Origin of the sequence: Micromonospora sp. NPDC127501 (genome assembly GCF_040302185.1) — a bacterium.
Taxonomy (GTDB): Bacteria; Actinomycetota; Actinomycetes; order Mycobacteriales; family Micromonosporaceae; genus Micromonospora.
Genome location: NZ_JBEORJ010000010.1, coordinates 216310 through 237003, shown reverse-complemented (window position 1 = coordinate 237003; position 20694 = coordinate 216310). Strand labels below are relative to the sequence as shown.

The window sequence follows — 20694 nt, the reverse complement described above, 5'->3', positions numbered from 1 at the left end:
AGCGGTTTCGAATCCTCGCGGTGGGAAGCCCTCTGGCGTGGCCACTGGACGCTCCGCCACCCACGGTAACGTCGAAGAGTTCCCGCACCGCACGTACCGAAGCGTCAAGGAGTACGGTGACCCACCCCCAGCCCCGCGTCAGGCCGCACGACCCCCGACAACCGAACCCGCAGCAGCCGCCCCGCTCGTTCGCGGCGACACCGCAGCCGCCGTTCTCGGGGGCTGCGTATCCGGCGGCCGGCGGGTACACGGGCAGTGGCGGTGGATATCGGGCACCCGGTGGCCCCGGCTACCCGATCATCGCACCACCCCTGGCGCAGACGGACCGCGCCAAGAAGTCCGTCGTGCTCGTCGCGGTCACCGCGGCCGTACTCACCCTGCTCACCTGCGCCGGCGGCATCGTGGCGGTCGTCATCGGCACCAAGGGCACCTCGACCACGGTGAGCGAGGCACAGGCCACCCCGCCGACCCCACGGCCGGCGAACGGCGCCACCCGCGACATGTCGCCGGGCGACACCCTGGTCGTCAACAGCGAGGCAGGCACCGTCGAGATCACCGTGACGAAGTTCAGCAGCGCCACCAAACCCTGCAAGTCCCACGGACTGAAGCCCGGCGAGGGCATGTACGTGATCGCCGACGTGACGGTGGCTGTCACCAAGGGCACCGCGTCGACGAACCCGCTCTACTTTCAGTGGGTCGCCGCCGACGGCACCAAGACCACCGCGATCGGTGGAGCCTTCTCCGGCTGCGGCAAACCGATGCCGGCCGTCGACGACCTGACCGCTGGCACCAGACGCAGCGGCAGCGTGGTGTTCGACGTGCACGACACCTCGGGCGCGTTGGAGTACCAGGACCAGTTCCAGACCGCCGGTTCCTGGAAGCCGTGACGCGCTGACGCGGCGTGGGGCCGACCCGTCCGGGCCGGCCCCACGCGGTGGGAGAGTCGGTGGGTCAGCAGCCCGTCCAGCGCACCGGAGTCAACCGGTCGGCGAGGACGTTGCGGAACCCGACGATGGTGCCCGAGTCGGAGATGGACCGCGCACCGACGACCACCCCTTCGCCGCCACCCGGCAGGACCCGGGAGGTGGTGCCCCTGGCAACGTGGTCACCACCCACCACGACGCCCTTGGCGTTGACATCGGTCAGTGCCGTCATTTCCTTGTCGAGCAACGTGTGCGAGCCGTTCCGAAGGTCCCACCGCACGCTGGTCGAGCTGGTGCCGCCGCCCAGCCATACCTGGCCGATCGCCCAGCGGCCCGCCGCCGCGTTGGCCGTGCTCCACTCGGCGCCGGGGAACGTGAGCGCGTCGATCCGGCCGTTCGGCCGGCGGACCCAGCTGTTCCAGTCTCCGAAGGGTCCGGCGCTGCCGACGATCGTCCCGTTGTCCGTGATTCCACCTGCCTGGGCGTCGACCGGGGCGTCGAGCACCTCGACAGTGCCCGGACGGGCGGCCGGCCAGCGCAGCGCGACCAGTTCCCCGGGGACGATGTCGGAGCCGTAGCCGACGATGTCGCCGGCGTCGTTGATGGCGCTGACGAAGATGCCGGTGGACGGCAGCACCGGCAACTGCTCGAGCTTGCCGTCGCGGTACCTCCACGGCTGCCCGTAGCCGGTCTCCCCCCAACCGTTGCCGATCACCACGCCGTCGGCGTTGATGTCGACGGGAGTGGCCATGCCCTGCGACTCCAGCTCGGTGACCCGCTGCCCGTCCCAGAACAGCAGCAGGTACTGGTTGTCGGTCTCACCGACCCGCAGCGCCGTGCCCGCGACGTAGCGACCCGTCGGGTCGACCGCGTCCGCGTCGGCGCGATAGGTGTCGGTCGGGTACGGCAGCGTACTGATCTTGCAGGTACGGAGGGCCGCCCCGCCGGGCGCGGCGGTCGCCGTCGCGGAGACAGCGACGCCAAGAGAGGTGGCCAGCAGACCGGTTGCGGTGGCTGCGAGCATCCGGCGTCGAGTGCTTCGGTTCATCCTTGCTCCCCGTGTGGGGCCCGGGTACTCCCGGGCATTCGGTTGATACTCGGCTCCACAGGTGAGCTGGCTTCTCGGTTGCGTACTGTCAGCCAAGGGACAGAAGTAGATCGACCGGGGCTACCGTCCCCATGCCTCGGTGGCGGTGACGACCGGCTGGCCGGTGCGTACCGATTCTTCGATGGCGAGGCTGATCAGGTGGTCCTGGCAGGCCTCGGCGAGGGGATACGGAGCCGGGCCCTCCTCCCGGGCCCACACCCCGGTCCGCGCGACGATGTCGGCCACCGCGATGTCGTCGTCGGACATCCCGCTGCCGACGAACGGATTGCGGTAGACCACGTCGCCGTCGAAGCTGATGTGCTTGAGGTCGAGCCCTTCCAGGTTGAGGTCGAGACCGGTCTGCCGCCGGGTCAGCAACGACTCCACCGGCGTGCTCGGGTCGACCAGGCGGACCACCCGGTCGTCCACCAGCTCACCGCGCGAGCCCCGAACCACCAACCGGCGGGTGCGCAGCGGGTTCCACCACTGGTTGTCGGTGAAGTCGTACAACCCCATCCGCCCGCCGAAGTCGATGGTCGCGAGGGTGGTGGACAGCTGCTGAGGGGTGTCGTCGCCGCTCCAGCCGGCCGGCGAGAGCGGGTTGGCCAGCGGCGCGACGAAGGCGCGCGCGCTCACCTCGGCGCTCTCGTGACCGACGCCGAGCAGACCCCGGATCAGTGAGACCGCGTGGTACAGGTGGGTCGAGGAGATCTGGACCGAGGTCGGCTCGCCGAGCACCCCGGCGCGGACCAACTCCAGCCGCGCCGCGTGCCCGGGCATCAGCAGGTACTGCTCGGCGACCTGCACCAGGCCGCTGGCTCCGACGTCGGCCCAGAGCGAGCGCAGACCCGCCAGGTCGGGGGCGGGCGGCGTCTCTGCGAGCACCGGTACGCCGGCCGCCACCAGCTCCCGGGTCGCCTCTGGTGTCACCGGCCACGGCACCGACACGATGACGAAGTCCGGCCGCTCGTGGGCGAGCAACTCCGCCGTCGTGCGGAAGGTCGGCACGCCCCAGTCGGCCGTCACGACAGCTCCCCGCGATTCGGTGCGCGTCACCACCCCGGTCACCCGGAACCGCTCGGGGAGCAGCCGGGCCAGGCGAAGGAAGAACTCACCTCGCCAGCCGCTACCGACGATGCCGAACCGGGTCTGGGCCACCGAAGTCATCTGGGCTCCTCACGTAGAGGTCCGGATGCTAGCCGTTCTCCTTCGCTACGGTGGTGCCGATGACCACCGACCCGCTGCACGCCGTACCCGTGCTGATACCCGACGCGGGACCGCCCCTGGACTACTACCTCGTCCTACCTCGACTCGACGACCGCAGCCCGGCCACCACTGTGGAGGGGATCGTCGTCGAGGAGTTCACCCGCCATCACGACTTCACCACGACGGGGCTGGACAGCGCCGGCTGGACGCCGGAGGCCGGCTGGTGGAGTTCTGCCGCGCTGAGCCGCGGCATGCGCACCGACCCCGAGGTGCTGGCGCGGGTGCTCCCCACCTCCCGCCGGGAGGCCGAGGACGTCCACCGCGCGCTCGGTGGTGGGCGACTGCCGGACGAGTCGGTGCTTCGTACGCACTTCCTCGACCATCAACCGATCGCCACCGCCCCGCCGCTGCGGCTCGGCCCGGCGCAGCCACCGGCCGGCTTCCACGAGCGGCGGGTGTACCGCGTCCTCTTCGCCAAGGACCTTCGCGCCGAGCAGGTGGCGAGCCTCCGGACGGCCTGGCGGACACCGGCGGGCGGCACTGCCGCGTCAGTCGCGAGCGGTCGTCTCGACGAGCACGGCGACCAGTTCACCTGGGATCTGCGCCGCGTCGGCCACTCCCTGGCCTGGTGTCTCGACATGACAGCACTGCTGAGGACCGACGCCACCGCGGCGCTCGGCTCGACCCTGTCCGAGCTGACGAACGTCCTGCGCCAGCACGGCCTGATACCGGTGACAACCGAACGCTTCTCCTAGGTGGATCAACGCCTGGTCTGCCGTCGGGGATGTCGGAAGGTCGGTCACGCACCTGGGAGATCGCAAAAAGGCCGTCTCCGACTGACGGAAACGGCCTTTGCCGGGTCGTGCCGTTAGCTGCCGCCGCCAAAGAGGGAGAGGTAGCGGCTGAGGTAGAGGGGCCAGCCAGTATCGCTGTCGACTCCGTCTCGGACCGACTCCCAGCCAGGGCCGTGCCGGTCGAGGTGCCGGTGTTCCAGCTCGATTCGGGTCCGGTCTGGAGTCTCGGCAACGAATAGGACTTCGACCTCGCTGGTGAGGTCCGGGTCGGCTTCGACTTGCCAGGTCGGTCCGATGTCCCAGCTGAAGACGACCCGGGTCGGCGGCTCGAACGCGAGAATTCGTGCCCACCGGCATTCGCTACCGTCGGTACCTCGGTCGTAGATGTGCCCGCCGACCCTGGGCTCGAACACGGTCGCGGCGATCGGGACCTGGAGCAGATTGTGCTCGCGTGGCTTGAAGTCGCCGAACCGCTCGGTGAAGACGGTGAAGGCCTGTTCGATCGGCGCGTTGACGACGATCTGTCGGCGGACCACCGCCGTAGCTGCTTGCGTCATGGACACTCCTCGGTCTTGTCAACGATGTCTTGATAGCCGTCCAGCGCCCGGCGCCAGAAGGTGTCGAGCTGGTCCCGCAGGGCGGCCAACCCGACCGGACTGAGCCGGTAGACGCGACGGGTTCCCATCGCCTGGTCGACGACCAGGCCCGCGCTCTTGAGCACCTTGAGGTGCTGCGAGACGGCTGGTCGACTGATGGGCAGCTCGTCCGCCAGCTCCCCCACGGCACGGGGCCGCTCGGCCAGGCGCTGGACGATGGCGAGCCTGCTGGGGTCGCCCAACGCCTCCCAGCCCGCATGCGCTCCGTAAGTCACCACGAACGAAAGCTACGACTTACCGATACAGTCGTCAAGGCGAATCACCGAAGCCCCGGATCTGCCAACAACCATGGCGGCCCGGCGCTTCACCCGTGCTCAGAACCAACAAGTGCCCGGTCACGGGACATGCTTGACACTCGTGTCCCACCAGGCGCTTGACATGATCGAGATGATCGTGAGCGGTAGCGCCTGTTCCTCGGCGCATCGATCCAGGGACAGTCGAGGAGGTTTCGCGACGTGTGGGAGCCGGACAAGCTCGACGCGGCCCGCCGTCGCTTCCCAGTGGGCGAGCACATCACGGGTCAGGTCGTCCTCATACCGAAGCCCGGGGCGATCGGGTTGCTCGTGGACCTGGGCCAGGAGCCAGAGGGCTTCGTTGACGTCGTGGTCCTGCCACACGAGCCGGATGACTGGCCTCCAGTTGGCACGGTGACCACGTTCGAGGTTCTCCAACACAGGCCGGGTCAGGTTCGCCTTCTTCCTCTCGACGAGCGATTCCGTTCACGGACCCACCTGCCCACCAGCCTGAGCGACCAGGAGTGGCTATCCATCAAGACGCGATTTCCGATCGGCTCCGTGGTCACCGCGACCGTCACTCACGTCTTCACCTCGAACAGGGAATACGTGGTGAGCTTCGAAGATTGCTGGTCGTCCCTGGGATGGAACAGCGAGGCCCCTGAGGTCGGTTCCACTGGCAGGTACACCGTCACCCGGCACCTGGACGTCACTCGACGGGTCGTCCTTAGATCGACCGACCCATGACCAGCGGTGGTCGCAGATGTGGCGAACCTGGCGCAACGCGGCCGGCTGGCCCGATGAAGGCACCTTCCACTCTCTGCGGCACTACTTCCCCACCCGCCTGATCACCTCGGGTGGCGATCACAGCGACGCGCAGGACGCGCTACGGCACTCCAGCCTGCGGATCACGCTGGAAACCTCCGTCCACTGGTGGCCGAGAAAGACCGCCGCCGCAACATCATCAGCGGGGCTCTGCGCGACGCGAGCGCCAAACGAAAACGGGGCCCGAAGGCCCGCCAGAGGCGAACGTCCCGGTCAGCCTGTCCGTGGGCCGGCAACCTGCCACAAGGCACTAACCGGCAATGCGCGGAGCCTGTCGCCAAACGGCAGTGTCGAGGTCCCGGTGTAGAGGACGATGCCGGCGATGAAGTCGTCGCCGAGGCGGTCGGCGAGTCGGCGTAATCCGCGGAAATCGTCGGATCCAACGGTTGTGGCTGCCTTGACCTCAATCCCGACCACCTGCCCGGATCTGTTCTCGAGCACCGCGTCGACCTCGTACCTACTCTGGTCGCGGTAGTGAGAGAGGTCGGCAGACTGCTCCGACCAGGTGAGCTGGCGGGACAGCTCGGACAAGACAAATGATTCGAGCAATGCGCCGAACGATGCGCCAGGCCGGAGCAGTGCGCGGGCGTCGGTCGCGATCTCGTTGGCGGCGATGCCCGAGTCGACAAAGATCAGTTTCGGCGCGGCAGTTGAACGGGTGCCAAGATTTCGGGACCAACCGGGGATCCGCTTGATGAGGAAGATCTCTTCCAGTGCCTGGAAGTATCGTGCGATCGTCGGGCGGCTCAGTCCGAGGGCGGATTCGAGGGCGTTGGCGGCGGTGATGGTCGCGGATCTGGCGGCGAGTAGGCGCACCAGCTTGCGCAGCTCGCCCTTGTGCTGGATGTCGGACAGTTGTCGCACATCGCGATCGATGAGCGCTTGGACATACGCATCAAAGAACCGTTGGCGGCGCCGCGGGTCGACGCGGTTCGTGGCCTCGGGCAGGCCGCCTCGCACGATCCTGGCCGCGTAGTCGGCGCGGGTCACGTCCGACTCGTGTCGCAGTTCAGGGCCGAGAGCGAAGACGGCGTCGACGAATCCGTCCGGCTCGCCGTCGAGTTCGCCTTGTGAGAACGGCCAGAGCTCGACGGTTTCCATCCGGCCGGGCAACGCGTCCGGGGCAGCCACCATGCCGAACAGTCGCGATGAGCCGGTGAGCAGATAGCGGCCGGGACGAACGTCCTCGTCGACGGCCGCCTTGATGGCCAGCAGCAGTTCCGGAGCGCGCTGGATCTCGTCGATCACCAGCAGTTCGGCGGAGTCCACGAAACCAACCGGGTCGGCGATCGCCGCAGCCCGGTCCTGCGCCCGGTCGAGATCGCGGCGCTCGGCGAGCCGGTCGCCCGCGACAATGCGAACCAGGGTGCTCTTGCCTGCTTGGCGTGCTCCGCTGATCAGCACGACGCGGGTGTCAGCGAGTGCGGCGTCGACCTGCGCGGCGGCGTGGCGGGGGATCAAGTGCGGTGTGGGCACGAGTCATGATACCCGGCAGGGTTACGATCTGCGGGCAGGTATGCTTTCGATCTGCGGCTCGGCGATGTTCGATTCGCGGGCCTGTAGCGTTCGATATGCGGCGGCACACTAATCAGCGAGGAACATCGTCGGACCGCCACATGGCTCGACCGCACTGACTTGCCGTAGCACTCGACCGCTGCGCAACCTCACACTTGGGGCCACCGCCTCCGTTGAACTCAGCCGTTCGGCTCGAGTTCTGCCGCCCTGCACCGCGGTCTGGGGCTCTGTCCGGCGGTCAAACGATCAAGGCGGGTTCCCCGTCATCCGGAAACCCGCCCTTGACCTGCTGTTTCTTGGTGGAGCTGAGGGGATTTGAACCCCTGACCCCCTCGATGCGAACGAGGTGCGCTACCAGTCTGCGCCACAGCCCCCCGCCGGCGAACCGGCTTCGGTCCCACCCGGCTTACACCGGGCGGGCCGGCAGCAAGGCTAACAGGTCGCCGGCCTCCACCGCGAATCCGCCCCCTGCCCGGCGCTGCGACCCTCCCGAAGATCGACTCGGGTTCCTGGAAATCGGGGCATCCCGGACGCCACGACCACCCGAATTCCAGGAACCCGAGCCGATCTAGCCGGGCCGGGCGCGGGCAGGACCGCGGCGCGGCCAGGACCGCGTCAGGCGCCTCGGCCGGCCTCGTAGGGGCGGCCGCGCAGGCCGCCCGAGCGCCGGTACGAGACCGATCCACCGTTGACCGCCGCCGGCAGGTCTCCCGGCCGGTCCAGGCCCATGGCGGCTCGGCGTACCCCTTCGCGCTGGGCGGCGAGGCGGCGCTGCGCCTCCCGGCGGGCCGCGGCCCGGCGGGCCTGCTCCCGGCGCACCTCGGCCTGCCGGGCGGCCAACCAGGCGGCCTCCCGGGCTCGGGCGCGGCGGCGGCGACGCCCGGCGAGGGCCTGACCCCGCAGGTGCACGACGTACAGGGCCAGGAGCAGGAAGGTGACCCCGAAGCCGACCCAGAAACCGGGGCTGACGAACAGCACGCCGATCAGCTCGACGACGTTGAGGAGCAGGAGGGCGGCGAGCACCCGGCGACGCCGGTACACGGCAGGGGTGTGCTGTCGGCGCGACGGCGGACGGCGACGGGACCGCTTCGGTGCGGCGGGCACGGCGCGCAGTCGACCGGAGCGGCGGACGGCTGGTGGTGCGGAAACCGGCGAACTCAACGCTCCGGTAGTCGCGTCTTCACTGAGGGTGACGACCAGTGAGCGCGGAGGATGGACGGGTCGCCGTCCCGGCACAGTGCGGCGCCGTCGGCGGCGCTGGAGCACCCGCGCCGTCGACTGCGCCCGCTCCGCCACCAGCCGCTCGGTGGCGTCATACCGGCGAACCAACGCCGGGGCCAGGGCGAGCAGGCCGGCGGCGGCGAGGACGGCGAGGAGCACCGAGGTCGGCACCCTCACCCCTCCCGTCACCGAATTCGAAGCAACCGCCATCCGACCGCAGGATCTTCCATCGATCACGCCTGGGCGCGTGGATCGTCCGGCCGGGGAGCGCTTGCCGCAGCTTGCAGTTACTTGAGGTTACGGCGCGCCGACCGGGATGCCACCGCGCCGCGCCGATCCCGTCCGTGGGACGAGTGGGCGGACGTCGGGAAATCCTCCTACCGCGCGTTGGCGCGAACCCGGTGCCAGCGGGCCAGCAGGCCACCCTCGGCGGCGATCTCCTCACTCGTCATCGCGTACCCGATGTGGTCCCGCCACGCGCCGTCGATGTGCATGTAGCGCACGTGGTACGCCTCCTCGCGGAAGCCCAACTTTTCCACCACCCGGCGGGACGGCCGGTTCTCCGGACGGATGTTCACCTCCACCCGGTGCAGCCCGCCCGGCCCGAACGCGTGGTCCACGGCGAGCGCCAGCGCCGTCGGAATCACACCCTGGCCGGCGACCCGCGCGTCCACCCAGTAACCGACGTAACCGGAGCAGAGCGCCCGCCGCACGATGCTGCCCACGTTGATGTGCCCGACCAGCCGGTCCCGGTCGGCCTCACGCAGGCAGACCGCGAACGGCATGCCCTCACCCTCGCGGGCCGAACGTCGCTGGTCACGGTGCACCCAACGGAACGCGGCCGGCGAGTTCATCTCGTCCCAGCCGCCGGGCAGTGACGACTCCCAGGGTGCCAGCCAGGCCCGGTTGGCCCGCCGCACCTCCGACCACGCCGCCGCGTCGGAGCGCCGGTAGGGCCGCAGCAGCACTGGGCCGTCGGCCAGCTCCACCGGCCAGCCCGGTGCCCGCGCGGGTCCGAAGAGACTCACCCGCACAGTCTCCCGCGCGGGACCGTGTCGCGCGCAAGTGGTCCCACCGCGTTCACCGCACAGACCCCGACGATCACCCGACGCGGGCCGCGAGCGGACCGGCCGGGACGCGTCACCGGCGTCGGTCCAGCAGCAGGACGTCCACGGTGGAGCCGGCCGCGGCCGTGGTGACCCGCTCGCCGAGCACGAGCAGCCCGTTGGCCTCGGCCAACCCGGAGAGGGTGAACGGCCCGCCGCTGAGCGGCTGGACCGTGTACCCGCCGCCGCGTCGCTCGGCGACGTGCGCCGGCCGGAACTCGCGCAGCCCCGTCGGCGACGACACGGTCTCCAGCAGGTGTGCCCGCACACTGGGTCGGAACACCGGCTCTGCGCCGGCGAGCAGTTGGATGGCGGGGCGGGCCAGCACCTCGAAGCCGATCAACGCAGCGCCCGGGTCGCCGGGCAGGCAGACCACCGGCACCTCCTCGGCGCCGACCGTGCCGAACCCGAGCGCGGTGCCGGGATAGAGCGCCACGTCGGTGAAGGTGACCGGCCCGGCGCGACCACCCTCCCGCCGGGAGAGGATCCGACGCACCATGTCGCCGGGGCCGGTGCCGGTGCCCCCGGTGGTGATGATCAGGTCGGCGCGCAGCGTCTGGTCCTCCAGCAGCCCGCGCAGCCCCTCCGGGTCGTCGTCGCAGATGCCCACCCGGTACGCCAGCGCGCCCACCTCGGCCGCCGCAGCGGTCAGCGCGTGCGAGTTCGCGTCCACCACCTGACCGGGCTGACTGCCCCGGCCCACGTCGACGAGTTCGTCACCGGTGGCCACGATGACCACCCGTGGACTGGGCCGGACCACCACGTGCCCGATGCCGGTCGCCGCGAAGACGGCGACCAGGGCCGGGGACACGTAGGTGCCGGCCCGAGCGAGCAGGGTGCCGGCGGGCAGCTCCTCACCCGCTCGGCGTACCCCGTACCCCCGTTTGGGGGTGCGGAAGATCTCCACCGCGGCCATGCCCTGGTCGGTCCACTCCACCGGGACCACGACGTCAGCGGCGACCGGCAGCGGAGCCCCGGCGGCCACCGAGAAGCACGAGCCGGGGGTGAGCCGGACCGGCCGCCAGCTCGCGGCGCCGAGGTCGCCGACCACGTTGAGCCGGATGGTGCGGCCGCCGGGCGTGCCGGAGGGGGCCGGGACGTAGCTCGGCCCCCGACCCCCTCCGGAGATGTCCTCCCAGCGCGCGGCGTAGCCGTCCACTGCCGCCTGGTCGAAGGCCGGGAAGGCGTGCGGCGCGACGACGTCCTCGGCGAGGACGTTGCCGTGCGCCTGGGTGAGGTCGAGGTCGAGTGGCGGCAGCGCGCGCAACCTGCGCAGCACGCTGCCCAGGTAGTCGGCGAGCGGCGTCAACTCGTTCGCGGCCGCCTCGGCGTCGGCCGTCGCGGTCATGTACCAGATCCGCCTGCCGCGTCGGCCTTGACGAAGTCGGCCAGCCAGGACCGGAACTCAGTGCCCAGGTCCTCGCGTTCGGCGGCGATCTGCACCACCGTCTGGAGGTATCCCAGCGGCATGCCGGTGTCGTAGCGGGTGCCCCGGTAGACGATCGCGTGCACCGGAACGCCCTCGGTACGCAGCAGCTCCATCGCGTCGGTCAGCTGGATCTCGCCGCCGCTGCCCGGCTTGGTCCGCCGGATCGCGTCGAAGATCTTGCCCGGCAACACGTAGCGGCCGAGCACCGCGAGGTTGCTCGGGGCGTCCTCGGGCTGCGGCTTCTCCACCATCCCGGTCACCTTGACGACCTCGCCGATGTCGGTCAGCTCCGACTCGGCCGGCTCCACGGAGGCGATCCCGTACCGCTTGGTCTCGGCCGGGTCGACCTCGAAGAAGGCGAGCACCACACCGCCGGTGCGGGCCTGCAACTCCAGCATCGCCGGCAGCAGCGGCTCCGACGGCTTGACGAACTCGTCGCCGAGCAGCACCGCGAAGGGCTGGTCGCCGACGTGCGACTCGGCGTACCCGATGGCGTGGCCGAGCCCGAGCTGCTCGGGCTGCCGCACGGTGTAGATCTCGGCCAGCTCACTGGGCCGACGCACGGCGGCCAGCCGCTCGGAGTCGCCCTTCTCCTCCAACCTGGCCTCCAGGTCCGGGCGACGGTCGAAGTGGTCCACCATCGACGTCTTACCCCGACCGGTGATCAGCAACACGTCACCGATGCCAGCCTGCGTGGCCTCCTCGACGATGTACTGCAACACCGGCCGATCCACCACCGGCAGCAGTTCCTTGGGCACCGCCTTGGTGGCCGGCAGGAACCGGGTGGCCAGTCCGGCGGCCGGGATGACGGCCTTGACCGCCAGGGGACGGCCGTTTGCGGCGACCGTCGATGAGGGGTTCGCTGAGTGCTCCGACATGCCGCGAGACTATCGGCCACGGCTCTGCCGCGGCGGGTGTGGCCCAGAAGACGCGCCGCCACCCGGCCCCGGCCGCGCCGCGTCCGGACCGGCCCGCGCCGCGCCCGTCGCGCTGTCCGGCGTGTCGTCGGCCGAATCCGGTCGGGCGTGCGCCGGGCCCGCCAGCGATGATTCCGGTACGCCCACCGCCGGGTCGGACCGGGCGGGCCCGCCCGGCTCCCGACTGGCCTGCACCGGCTGGCCGGCGCGCGGCAGCCCGTCGGGTGGGCTCACCGCACACGCGAGCACCGGAATCTCCCGGGTCGGCAGATCCGAGCGCACCTCGGCGACCCGGTACGTGTCGCGGCCCGCCGCCTTGGCCGCGTAGAGCGCGTCGTCGGCGGCCTCCAGCACCTCCCGCCCGGTGCTGCCGTGGTCCGGGAACACGGCGATGCCCACCGACACGGTCACCAGGACCGGCCCGGCGTACGCCTCGACGGCGATGGGTGTGTCGCGCACCGCCGCGCCGAGCCGCTCGGCCACGATCGCCGCGCCCCGCGCGTCGGTCTCCGGCAGCAGCAGCACGAACTCCTCACCACCCTGGCGGAAGGCCAGGTCGACCTCACGGATCTCCCCGCGCACCCGTCGGGCGAACTCGGCCAGGACGGTGTCCCCCGCGGCGTGCCCGTAGGTGTCGTTGACGTCCTTGAACCGGTCCAGGTCCAACGCGAGGACGCTGAGCATCCGCCCGAAGCGGCTGGCCCGTTCCACCTCCCGCCGAATCGACTCGCGCAGGTAGCGGTAGTTCCACAGCCCGGTGAGCGGGTCGGTGAGGGAGAGCCGCTGCGCCTCCTCGTGCACCCGCACGTTGTCCACCGCCACGGCCGCGTGGCCGGCGAAGGTGCGCAGGGTGGCCAGGTCGTCGTCGTCGAACTCGTCGGCGCCCAGCCGGTCGTAGAGGGCCAGCACGCCGAGCGCGGCCGCCGCGCCCGCCTCGTCGACCGATCCCGAGGGTCCGCCGAGGGTGGCCGTGGCACCGCCGGCCGGGGCGGCGAACGGAACCGCGACGTAGGTGCGGCAGCGTGGCTCACCCGTCGGCGCCTCGGTCGGCTCCGTCCTGCCCCGCTGCGGTTCCCCGGTGGCCGCGACCTCACCGACCACGCCCACGCCGACCGGCACCCGGAGCGTCTGCGACCCGTCCGCCTCCTCGGCCGGCCAGCGCCCGTCCAGCCCCTCGGTGCACTGCGCGACGAGCACCCCGCCGGTCTCCACCAGCAGCACGGCACCGGCACGCGCGCCGGTGGCCCCGATGGCACTGCGCAGGATCACCCGCAGGATGCGTTGCAGGTCGTGCGTGCTGGCCAGGGTGTCGCCGAGCACCGCGAGGTGCCCGCGCAGCTGGTCCCGGTTGCTGGTCAACGCCGCGACGTAGGAGCCGGTCTCCCGGGTCATCCGGTTGAACGCGGCGGCCAACCGTCCCAACTCGTCGCGACTGCGTACCGGCACCCGGGCGGTCAGGTCACCCTGGGCCACCCGGTCGACCGCACCGGCCAGCTCCGCCAGCGGCCGCGTGGTCACCCGGGCCAGCCGCCAGGCGGTCAGCACGGCGAGCAGCCCGGCCAGCACGACCACCCCGAGCAGCGTGGCGTGCAGCCCCGGTGGCCGTTCACTGGGCACGGAGAGCACCAGTGGCAGCGGCTGCGCGTCGGAGGGCCCGAGCCTGCGCACGTACCGGCCCTCGTTGGTCTCGGTGACCTGCTCGCCCCGTACGCCGACGGCGGCGGCCAGCACCGCGTCGCGGACGTCACGGGACTCGGTCGTGTGGGTGACCCGCGCGGCGCTCGCCCCACTGTCGAGCAGTGTGACCGCCACCCCGGTCACCGCCGCCAGTCGGGCCACGAAGGCCGGGTCGACCAGTTGCGCGGCGGTCACCGTGCCCAGCCGGGCGCCGGCGCGATCGTGCAGGTCGACCTGGGCGGCCAACGCACGGACCGGGCCGGCCGAGCCTGGGTTCGAGCCCCCGTTCGTGCCCGCGGTCGAGCCGGCGCAGTCCTGCCACGGGGTCGACGGAGCACCGGGCGAGATGTAGGTGACCTGGCCGGCCATGTCGGTGATCAGCACCGCGGCGGCCAGACCCCGGCCGACCAGTTGCGCGGCGGCGACGGCCGGATCGGCGGTGAGCGCCACCGCGTCGGCGGTGGCGCGTAGCTGCTGGCAGAGCGCGTCGACCGAGGTACGAACGGTGGACGCCGCCACCGCCAGGCGCTCGGTGGAGCGGCTGCGGTCGACCGCCGCGAGGGTGGAGGCGACGAAGAGCGCGCCGAGCAGGACCGGCCCGAGCACCACCACGAGGAAGGCTGCCGTCAACCGCCCGCGTAGCGTCACTCGGTCCCCCCGGAAGTTCCGCCTCCGTTGCTTGCGATGCTGACACAGTGCAACCGTGGGAGAGGCGTTGCGTCAGGAGTGTTGCGTGCCGGAATTTTCTGATGAAGCGGAAGTGACCCGGATGGCGAAGCGGGACACCCGCGTCGAGCTGCTCGCTCGCCGCCGGTCGCTGCCCGCCGCCACCCGGGCAGCCGCCGCCGGGCGCGTGCAGGCCGAGCTGGTCACCCTGGTACGCCGGCTGCGCCCACGCCGGGTGACGGCGTACGTGCCGGTCGGCTCCGAACCGGGCGGCGCCGACCTGCCCGAGGTGCTGCGGGCGGCGCTGCCGGCGGACGCCGAGTTGCTGCTGCCGGTGCTTCTCGCCGACCTGGATCTGGACTGGGCGGTGTATACCGGGCCGGATGCCTTGATCGCGGCGGGACGGGGTATCCGAGAGCCGGTCGGTGCCTGTCTCGGTGTGACCGCCGTGGCGCACGCGGAACTCGTGGTCGTACCGGCTCTCGCGGTCGACCGTCACGGACGGCGGCTCGGCCGCGGCGGCGGCTCGTACGACCGCGCACTCGCCCGGGTACCCGACGCGGCCCTGACGGTGGTACCACTGCACGACGGTGAGCTGGTCGAGGCGCTGCCGGCGGAGCCCCACGACCGTCGGGTGCGCGCGGTCGTCACTCCCGCCGACGGGATGCGTACGCTTGACGGCGACCCGGGAGCGGCGCACGGTGTCGCGCCCCACACGTCCGCTGGACGAACCCGGGGCGAATGACGCACCATTGGCACTCGAATAGGTCGAGTGCCAACTGGCTGAGCCCAGATCCGGAGGAGAACGTGCCCACGTACCAGTACGCCTGCACCACGTGCGGTCAGCAGCTCGAGGCGGTGCAGTCCTTCTCTGACGAGCCGCTGACCGAGTGCCCGGCGTGTCAGGGGCGGCTGCGCAAGGTCTTCAACTCGGTCGGCATCGTCTTCAAGGGTTCGGGCTTCTACCGCACCGACTCCCGGGCTTCCGGTTCCGAGACGACCGCCGGCGGTACGGCCACCAAGCCAGCGAAGTCCGAGTCGTCCTCCGGTGACAGCTCCTCGTCCTCGTCGTCCTCGTCGGGGTCCTCGTCCTCGTCCGGGTCGTCCTCGGGCTCGTCCTCCTCGGGGTCGTCTTCCGGGTCGTCCTCGGGTGGATCGAGCGGCGGCAAGGCGGCGGCGGCCAGTTCCACGTCCTGATCACCGAAGGCCCGACCCCACCACGGGTCGGGCCTCGATCAACTCGTGAGTCGGCCCCTCCTCACGGTGCCGACGACCCGACTTCCCACCGGACCCGACCGGTCGGCCGGTTGGGTCTTGATCCACTCGGGTTCCAGAGAGTCGGCCTGTCCCCGCCGCCCTGACCGCTCGGACTCCTTGATCTCGAGTCGATCAGGTCGGCTGCCATAGCAAATCGCGCCGACGGATGCGCGTTTTCCACAGGCCGGGCGGTTGTCCAAAGGCCTCGGCCGTGGGTCGGCCGAGGCGGCCGGAACTGCCTAGCCTCCCGGACGTGGGTGCCACTGCGGCGCTCGCGGACGGAAGGCGGCAGAGGCGATGGTCGATCCGGATTCCGCGCGGGCGTTGCGCCCGCTGCGCCAGCTCACTTCGCCCGGCGGGCGCACCCTGCTCCGGGCCGGTCTGGTCGCCGCGCTGCTCGGCCTGGCCGCCGCAGTCCTGCACACCCCGGCCGGATGCCCGCCGGCCGCCGTGCCCTCGGACGCACCATCGGTGGCAGACCGAACCCCGCCAGCACAGGCTCCACCGCCGTCAGCGGAGGCCCGGGGCTGACCCGCTCACCGACGGGTACGACCACGACGGGGCAGCTTCCGCTTCGAAGCCGTCCTGGCCGGTCATCGCGCGGTCGGCTGACGGATCGACGTCGTGGGGGTCTGGCCGAGCCACCCGGGGTCAGTCCCAGTGTGGGGGGCGTTCGGCGAGCAACCAGTCGTCGTTGCCGCCCGACCGCTCGCCCCAACCACGGTCGGTGTCGTCAGAGGTCTGCTCGGGCAACACCACGAAGTCTTCGCTCAGGTCGACGGCGCGGTCATCGTCTCCACGTGCGCCGTGCGTGCCAGGGTCCTCGGTGCTCACGAGCGGCAAGACTAGCGCAGCCGACGGCGGTGGACCGGGCCATCGGCGGTGGGCACGCCGGCCAGAGCCGGCCGGACCGCCGACCGTGGGCGCGCCGGCTAGAAGCGACCGAGCCGCCGGTGGCGTTGGTAGCGTCGGACGGCGTGACGACCCCCAGCGGTGGCAGCACCCCGGACGACTACTGGCGACGGCCCGACACCGGTGACGGCGCGGTGCCGGATGAACCTCCCGCCGCGCCCGCGGCCACACCACCGACCGGGCCTACCAACCCACCGCAGACCGGGCAGAGCGGTCCAGCGCCGACCGGCGGTACTGCCAGCGGACACCCCGGGCCGCCGCCGGCCGGGCAGACCGGTCCAGCGCCGACCGGCGGTACTGCCGGCGGACACCCCGGGCCGCCGCCGGCCGGGCGGACCGGTCCAGCGCCGACCGGCGGTACCGCCAGTGGGTACTCCGGCCCGCCGCCGAGCGTGCCGCCGCCGTCGGGTTGGCGTCCACCCGTACATCTGCAGCCGGCGCCGCCGCGACAGCTGCCACCGCAGGACATGGCCGACCTGGACGCGGCCGAGCAGCGCTCGCAGCGGGTCACCTACGGTTTCGGCGCTGCGGCCGGCGTGGTGCTTCTGGTACTGCTCTGTCTGCTCTGCTCACGAGTCATCTTCTGATGCCACCCCGGGTGCACCGAGCAGCACCAGCTCACAGGGTGGTGCCCCAAACCGTCTCGGCACCGGAGTGGCCGGTCAGGTAGACGTAGACCAGGGCGGCAATGGAAAGCCCCACGGCCGCTACCGCCAGCACCGGGATGACCAGCGCGGGCAGTTGCGGCACCCGGGGGTGCCCACTCGTCGCCACGAGCAGCAGGATGGCCACGATCCCGAGCGGCACCACGACGCGTAACAGGATGTCACCGTATCGGGAGTGCTCGAAGATCTGATCGAGGATCGGCCCCTGGAAGCCCCGGGCCACCAGCGCGTCGGTGAGTGCCTCGCCCGACTTGACCGCGACGTAGGCGGTCACCGGCGCGGCCACGGCGAGGAGGCCCAGGGCCCAGTCCAGCCGGTGCCGCCACCGCGGTAGCCCCACGTATCCGATGGCCAGCACCGCCAGCAGCGGCACGAACACGACGACCGCGTGGATTACCAGGACGTGCACCGGTAGACCCAGGATCTCCTCGAACATCGAACCCTCCAGGTGGATCATGGTCAGGGGTGGCCAGCCTATGGTCCGCCGATCGTCCCCAGGCTCTCGACCGGTGACACGCGCGCCGCGTCGATAGGGTTCATCCTCTGGGCCCGTACTCCCGATCTTGCCTGGCTGTGTCGGTGGCCACCCGGAGCGGGCGACGGTTGTCGATGCGGGTCGGGCGTGTTGTCATTGGCCAATGTCCGGTGCCGAGGAGCTGCTGCGGTCGAGGGGCCTGCGTGTCACGCGGCCACGCCTCGCGGTGCTCGACGTGCTGGCCGGCGGCGGCCACCTGGAGGTCGACGAGATCACCCGGCGGGTTCGCGAACGCCTCGACTCGGTCTCCACCCAGGCGGTCTACGACGTGCTGGGCGCGCTGTCCCGGGCCGGGCTGTCACGCCGGATCGAGCCGGCGGGTAGTCCCGCCCGCTATGAGGCGCGGGTGGGCGACAACCACCACCACGTGGTCTGCCGGGGCTGCGGCGAGATCGCCGACATCGACTGCGCGGTGGGCAGCGCCCCGTGCCTGGAGCCGAACAGCGCGCACGGGTTCGAGGTGGACGAGGCCGAGGTGACCTTCTGGGGTCTCTGCCCGGGCTGCCGGGCCCGCCGCTCCGCCGACGTCTGATCAGCGGCACCGGCGAGACGTGACCGGCGAGGCCGGCCCGACCGTGGCACTCTTGTGCGGTGGACTCCGATGACCTCGGCCTTTTCGGTCCGGGTTCGGTCACGTGGAAGGTGCACGAGGAGCCGATCCTGATCGTCGCCGGCCTGCGCTCGCTCTACCTCCAGGCGTTGCACCCCCGGGCCATGGCCGGGGTCGCGCAGAACAGCAACTACCGCACCGACGCCTGGGGTCGCCTGGTTCGCACGGCCACCTACGTGGCGACCACCGTCTATGGGACCACCGCCGAAGCGGAGGCCGCCGGGGCCCGGCTGCGTCGCCTGCACGACCGGCTGCGGGCCACCGACACGCTCACCGGTGAGCAGTTCCGGATCGACGAACCGGACCTGCTGCTCTGGGTGCACGTGACCGAGGTCGAGTCGTTCCTGAGCACGGCCCGACGCGCCGGGCTGCCGCTGAGCGACGACGAGGTGGACGGCTACTACACCGAGCAGCGCCGCGCCGCCGCCCTGGTCGGCCTGGACCAGGCCACCGTCCCGGGGACCGCCGCCGAGGTCGCGGACTACTACGAGGCAGTACGGCCACAGTTGCGGATGACCCGGGAGGCCGCCGAGACGGCGGTGTTCCTCACCGCCCCGCCGCTGCCGTGGAAGCTCAGCCTGCCGGTCCGGTTGGGGCTCACGCTGGGCCCGCCACGCTGGGCGTACCTGGGGATCGCCAGCACCGCGTTCGCGCTGCTGCCGACGTGGGCACGCCGGATGTACGGAGGCCTCGGTCTACCGACCACCGCGCTGTCGGCGGACCTGACCGTGCGCGCGCTGCGGCTCGCGTTCGCCGCCGTCCCCCGCCGCTACCTGGAGGGGCCGTTGATACAGGCAGCCAAGGAGCGGGCCGCGCGGCACGCCGCCGCCTCGCTGGCCGGCTGACCCGACCCTCGGCGGGGGCGATCAGCCGTCGGCGGGCCGGTCCATGGCCGCCCACGGCTCCTTGCCCGGGGCCTGCGCGCCCGTCGGGCAGTGCCGCCGGAAGTCGCACCAGCCACAGCGCGGGCCGGGTGCCACCGGGAAAGCCTCGTCCGCGTCGGCGCCGTCGGCGACTGCTCGCTCGGCGGCCATGATGTCGCGGGCTGTCTCTTCCGCGCGGGTCAGTTGTCGGGCCAGCGACTCGACGGTGTGGTCGTGGCCGGCGACCGTGCCGGTCGGCAGGTGGTGCAGCTCCACCCGGCGGCACGGCCGACGGAACACCCGCTCGGCGGCGTACGCGTAGAGCGCCAGCGCCTGCGAGCCCCGGGCGTCGTCGGTGTCCAGCCCGGTACGGCCGGTCTTGTAGTCGACGATGACCAGCTCCGGCCCCTCCGGGCCGGGCCGCGAGTCGATCCGGTCGGCGCGACCGTTGAACGCCAACACCGCGGTCTTGACCGCCACCACCCGCTCCACGCCGAGCGGGTCGGAATCCGGCTCCAGCGTCTCGACGTACGCCTCCAGCCATCCCAACGCCCGCCGGTAGGCGGCCCGCTCCTGCTCATCGTCGCGGTAGCCCTCGCGGACCCAGGTGCCCTTGAGCAGCGTGGCCAGCACCTCGGGACGCCGCCGGTCGGCGGGCAGCGCATACCAGTTCTTCAGTGCGGTGTGCACGCTGGCGCCGAGCGAGTTGTGCGCCCACGGCGGGCCCTTGGGTGGGGCGGGCCGGTCGACGTAGGAGTAGCGGTAGCGACGCGGGCAGTCCGCGTACGCGCCGAGCTTGCTCGGGGTGCAGACGAACAGCCGCTCCGGCATGCCCTCGAAGCCGAGCTGCTCGGCGTCGCCGGCGCGCTGCCGTGGGGCCCGGCCGCCAGCGGCCGGCCGCCCCGCTGATGAGGATCGTCGCACGCCTGCGATCCTGCCATCCACCTCCGACATCGCGCGCGTGCCGTCAGGCCATGTTCACGTACTGCGTGACGAAGGCGGCCACCGCGTCGGCGATGAGCTGCACGGCGATCGCGGCCAGCAGCAGGCCGGCGATCCGGGTCAGCACCTCGATCCCGCCCGGCCGGAGGATCTTCACGATGCCGCCGGAGAAGCGTAGGACGATCCAGACGGCGACCATCACGGCGAGGATCGCCACGGCGATGGCGCTGAACTCCCCCAGCCCGTCGGCCTGCTGGACGAAGAGCATGGTGGCCACGATGGCGCCCGGGCCGGCCAGCAACGGCGTGCCCAGCGGCACCAACGCGATGTTGGAGGTGACCTGCTGGCTCGGGTCGTCGGCCTTGCCGGTCAGCAGCTCCAGGGCGACGAGCACGAGCAGCAGCCCACCGGCCGCCTGCAACGCCGGCAGGTCCACGTGCAGGTAGTCGAGCAGTGTCTGCCCCGCCACCGCGAAGATCACGATGACGCCGAGCGCCAACGCGACGGCCTGCCAGGCTGCCCGGTTGCGGTCGCGGGCGGGCAGCGGGCCGGTCAGCGCCAGGAAGATCGGCATCATGCCCGGCGGGTCGGTGATCACCAGCAGGGTCACGAAAACCTCGCCGAACAGCTTCAGATCCACGTGATCAACCTAGCC

The 20694-nt window shown here is 71.6% G+C and carries 24 protein-coding genes, 1 tRNA gene and 1 pseudogene; 10 read left to right on the top strand and 16 right to left on the bottom strand.

The features are described from left to right. Positions 1-116 precede the first annotated feature (116 nt). The gene (locus ABTW72_RS23175) at positions 117-887 is read left to right on the top strand and encodes a DUF4352 domain-containing protein (protein ID WP_350861751.1); all 771 of its coding nucleotides are present in this window, start codon (positions 117-119) and stop codon (positions 885-887) included. Between the two features lie 64 nt (positions 888-951). Here the strand turns inward: ABTW72_RS23175 and ABTW72_RS23170 are convergent, their stop codons facing one another. Next, complete coding sequence (locus ABTW72_RS23170) at positions 952-1971, bottom strand: hypothetical protein (protein ID WP_350861749.1); 1020 nt, start codon at positions 1969-1971, stop codon at positions 952-954. Positions 1972-2091: 120 nt separating this feature from the next. Further along, positions 2092-3177, bottom strand: coding sequence for a Gfo/Idh/MocA family protein (locus tag ABTW72_RS23165; protein ID WP_350861747.1), 1086 nt, complete (start codon positions 3175-3177; stop codon positions 2092-2094). Positions 3178-3236: 59 nt separating this feature from the next. On the opposite strand from ABTW72_RS23165, the gene ABTW72_RS23160 reads away from it, so the two are divergent. Beyond that, on the top strand, positions 3237-3971 hold the full coding sequence (locus ABTW72_RS23160) for a hypothetical protein (RefSeq protein WP_350861745.1): 735 nt from the start codon (positions 3237-3239) through the stop codon (positions 3969-3971). A 113-nt stretch (positions 3972-4084) separates the two neighbouring features. On the opposite strand, the gene ABTW72_RS23155 is transcribed toward ABTW72_RS23160, so the two are convergent. Both ABTW72_RS23155 and ABTW72_RS23150 read right to left on the bottom strand, forming a co-directional pair. Continuing rightward, positions 4085-4567: an SRPBCC family protein gene (locus ABTW72_RS23155; protein WP_350861743.1), complete on the bottom strand. Its 483-nt coding sequence runs from the start codon at positions 4565-4567 to the stop codon at positions 4085-4087. Further along, positions 4564-4884: an ArsR/SmtB family transcription factor gene (locus tag ABTW72_RS23150; RefSeq protein ID WP_350861741.1), complete on the bottom strand. Its 321-nt coding sequence runs from the start codon at positions 4882-4884 to the stop codon at positions 4564-4566. Before ABTW72_RS23150 ends, ABTW72_RS23155 begins: the two co-directional genes overlap by 4 nt. Before the next feature lie 237 nt (positions 4885-5121). Between ABTW72_RS23150 and ABTW72_RS23145 the strand changes: the two genes are divergently transcribed. Further along, positions 5122-5646 (top strand): hypothetical protein, encoded by a 525-nt coding sequence (locus tag ABTW72_RS23145; protein ID WP_350861739.1) that lies wholly within the window; start codon positions 5122-5124, stop codon positions 5644-5646. A gap of 16 nt (positions 5647-5662) precedes the next feature. After that, a complete protein-coding gene (locus tag ABTW72_RS23140) occupies positions 5663-6031 on the top strand; it encodes a tyrosine-type recombinase/integrase (RefSeq protein ID WP_350861737.1) in 369 nt (122 codons plus the stop codon). Here ABTW72_RS23140 and ABTW72_RS23135 read toward each other — a convergent pair. The 7 genes from ABTW72_RS23135 to ABTW72_RS23105 all read right to left on the bottom strand — a co-directional run bounded on the left by ABTW72_RS23135 (position 5938) and on the right by ABTW72_RS23105 (position 14237). Then, positions 5938-7200 carry an ATP-binding protein gene (locus ABTW72_RS23135; protein WP_350861735.1) on the bottom strand — a complete coding sequence of 421 codons (1263 nt, stop codon included), beginning with the start codon at positions 7198-7200 and terminating at the stop codon, positions 5938-5940. The two genes, ABTW72_RS23140 and ABTW72_RS23135, sit on opposite strands and share 94 nt — an antisense overlap. A gap of 336 nt (positions 7201-7536) precedes the next feature. Beyond that, positions 7537-7613 (bottom strand) — tRNA-Ala (locus ABTW72_RS23130). A gap of 241 nt (positions 7614-7854) precedes the next feature. Then, complete coding sequence (sepX, locus tag ABTW72_RS23125; RefSeq protein WP_502892234.1) at positions 7855-8631, bottom strand: divisome protein SepX/GlpR; 777 nt, start codon at positions 8629-8631, stop codon at positions 7855-7857. Between the two features lie 206 nt (positions 8632-8837). Beyond that, on the bottom strand, positions 8838-9488 hold the full coding sequence (locus ABTW72_RS23120) for a GNAT family N-acetyltransferase (protein WP_091397273.1): 651 nt from the start codon (positions 9486-9488) through the stop codon (positions 8838-8840). 112 nt (positions 9489-9600) lie between these two features. After that, positions 9601-10914 (bottom strand): molybdopterin molybdotransferase MoeA, encoded by a 1314-nt coding sequence (locus tag ABTW72_RS23115; protein ID WP_091394702.1) that lies wholly within the window; start codon positions 10912-10914, stop codon positions 9601-9603. Next, the gene (locus tag ABTW72_RS23110; RefSeq protein WP_350861731.1) at positions 10911-11873 is read right to left on the bottom strand and encodes a UTP--glucose-1-phosphate uridylyltransferase; all 963 of its coding nucleotides are present in this window, start codon (positions 11871-11873) and stop codon (positions 10911-10913) included. The genes ABTW72_RS23115 and ABTW72_RS23110 overlap by 4 nt, the downstream gene beginning before the upstream one ends. Before the next feature lie 9 nt (positions 11874-11882). Further along, positions 11883-14237 carry a diguanylate cyclase gene (locus tag ABTW72_RS23105; protein ID WP_350861729.1) on the bottom strand — a complete coding sequence of 785 codons (2355 nt, stop codon included), beginning with the start codon at positions 14235-14237 and terminating at the stop codon, positions 11883-11885. 85 nt (positions 14238-14322) lie between these two features. Here ABTW72_RS23105 and ABTW72_RS23100 point away from each other — a divergent pair, with 85 nt between their 5' ends. Both ABTW72_RS23100 and ABTW72_RS23095 read left to right on the top strand, forming a co-directional pair. Continuing rightward, positions 14323-15000, top strand: a complete 678-nt coding sequence (locus tag ABTW72_RS23100; protein ID WP_350861727.1) for a 5-formyltetrahydrofolate cyclo-ligase — start codon at positions 14323-14325, stop codon at positions 14998-15000. Continuing rightward, positions 14997-15203, top strand: a pseudogene (locus ABTW72_RS23095) (FmdB family zinc ribbon protein); the annotation flags it as partial. The gene ABTW72_RS23100 and the pseudogene ABTW72_RS23095, both read left to right, overlap by 4 nt. Before the next feature lie 14 nt (positions 15204-15217). On the opposite strand, the gene ABTW72_RS23090 reads toward ABTW72_RS23095, so the two are convergent. Next, entirely contained in the window at positions 15218-15445 is a 228-nt protein-coding gene (locus ABTW72_RS23090) for a hypothetical protein (protein WP_350861846.1), read from the bottom strand. 364 nt (positions 15446-15809) lie between these two features. Between ABTW72_RS23090 and ABTW72_RS23085 the strand changes: the two genes are divergently transcribed. Then, positions 15810-16043, top strand: coding sequence for a hypothetical protein (locus ABTW72_RS23085; protein ID WP_350861725.1), 234 nt, complete (start codon positions 15810-15812; stop codon positions 16041-16043). Positions 16044-16163: 120 nt separating this feature from the next. On the opposite strand, the gene ABTW72_RS23080 is transcribed toward ABTW72_RS23085, so the two are convergent. Beyond that, positions 16164-16346, bottom strand: coding sequence for a hypothetical protein (locus ABTW72_RS23080; protein ID WP_124863025.1), 183 nt, complete (start codon positions 16344-16346; stop codon positions 16164-16166). Positions 16347-16489: 143 nt separating this feature from the next. On the opposite strand from ABTW72_RS23080, the gene ABTW72_RS23075 reads away from it, so the two are divergent. Continuing rightward, on the top strand, positions 16490-17011 hold the full coding sequence (locus ABTW72_RS23075) for a hypothetical protein (RefSeq protein WP_350861723.1): 522 nt from the start codon (positions 16490-16492) through the stop codon (positions 17009-17011). 31 nt (positions 17012-17042) lie between these two features. On the opposite strand, the gene ABTW72_RS23070 is transcribed toward ABTW72_RS23075, so the two are convergent. Then, on the bottom strand, positions 17043-17525 hold the full coding sequence (locus ABTW72_RS23070; RefSeq protein WP_350861721.1) for a DUF2231 domain-containing protein: 483 nt from the start codon (positions 17523-17525) through the stop codon (positions 17043-17045). 202 nt (positions 17526-17727) lie between these two features. Here ABTW72_RS23070 and ABTW72_RS23065 point away from each other — a divergent pair, with 202 nt between their 5' ends. Together ABTW72_RS23065 and ABTW72_RS23060 are read left to right on the top strand one after the other, a co-directional pair. Further along, positions 17728-18156, top strand: a complete 429-nt coding sequence (locus tag ABTW72_RS23065; RefSeq protein ID WP_112581661.1) for a Fur family transcriptional regulator — start codon at positions 17728-17730, stop codon at positions 18154-18156. A gap of 59 nt (positions 18157-18215) precedes the next feature. Then, positions 18216-19079 carry an oxygenase MpaB family protein gene (locus ABTW72_RS23060; protein WP_350861719.1) on the top strand — a complete coding sequence of 288 codons (864 nt, stop codon included), beginning with the start codon at positions 18216-18218 and terminating at the stop codon, positions 19077-19079. A 21-nt stretch (positions 19080-19100) separates the two neighbouring features. On the opposite strand, the gene ABTW72_RS23055 is transcribed toward ABTW72_RS23060, so the two are convergent. Together ABTW72_RS23055 and ABTW72_RS23050 are read right to left on the bottom strand one after the other, a co-directional pair. Beyond that, on the bottom strand, positions 19101-20051 hold the full coding sequence (locus ABTW72_RS23055; protein ID WP_502892233.1) for a RecB family exonuclease: 951 nt from the start codon (positions 20049-20051) through the stop codon (positions 19101-19103). 13 nt (positions 20052-20064) lie between these two features. Continuing rightward, entirely contained in the window at positions 20065-20679 is a 615-nt protein-coding gene (locus ABTW72_RS23050; protein WP_091394729.1) for a MarC family protein, read from the bottom strand. Between the last annotated feature and the right edge of the window lie 15 nt (positions 20680-20694).

Bases quoted from the DNA above. Each gene is read 5' to 3' on its own strand.
- ABTW72_RS23170 (WP_350861749.1), bottom strand. From the start codon at position 1,971: ATGAACCGAAGCACTCGACGCCGGATGCTCGCAGCCACCGCAACCGGT.
- ABTW72_RS23165 (WP_350861747.1), bottom strand. From the start codon at position 3,177: ATGACTTCGGTGGCCCAGACCCGGTTCGGCATCGTCGGTAGCGGCTGG.
- ABTW72_RS23160 (WP_350861745.1), top strand. From the start codon at position 3,237: ATGACCACCGACCCGCTGCACGCCGTACCCGTGCTGATACCCGACGCG.
- ABTW72_RS23155 (WP_350861743.1), bottom strand. From the start codon at position 4,567: ATGACGCAAGCAGCTACGGCGGTGGTCCGCCGACAGATCGTCGTCAAC.
- ABTW72_RS23140 (WP_350861737.1), top strand. From the start codon at position 5,663: ATGTGGCGAACCTGGCGCAACGCGGCCGGCTGGCCCGATGAAGGCACC.
- ABTW72_RS23115 (WP_091394702.1), bottom strand. From the start codon at position 10,914: ATGACCGCGACGGCCGACGCCGAGGCGGCCGCGAACGAGTTGACGCCG.
- ABTW72_RS23110 (WP_350861731.1), bottom strand. From the start codon at position 11,873: ATGTCGGAGCACTCAGCGAACCCCTCATCGACGGTCGCCGCAAACGGC.
- ABTW72_RS23085 (WP_350861725.1), top strand. From the start codon at position 15,810: ATGGTCGATCCGGATTCCGCGCGGGCGTTGCGCCCGCTGCGCCAGCTC.
- ABTW72_RS23070 (WP_350861721.1), bottom strand. From the start codon at position 17,525: ATGTTCGAGGAGATCCTGGGTCTACCGGTGCACGTCCTGGTAATCCAC.
- ABTW72_RS23065 (WP_112581661.1), top strand. From the start codon at position 17,728: ATGTCCGGTGCCGAGGAGCTGCTGCGGTCGAGGGGCCTGCGTGTCACG.
- ABTW72_RS23055 (WP_502892233.1), bottom strand. From the start codon at position 20,051: ATGTCGGAGGTGGATGGCAGGATCGCAGGCGTGCGACGATCCTCATCA.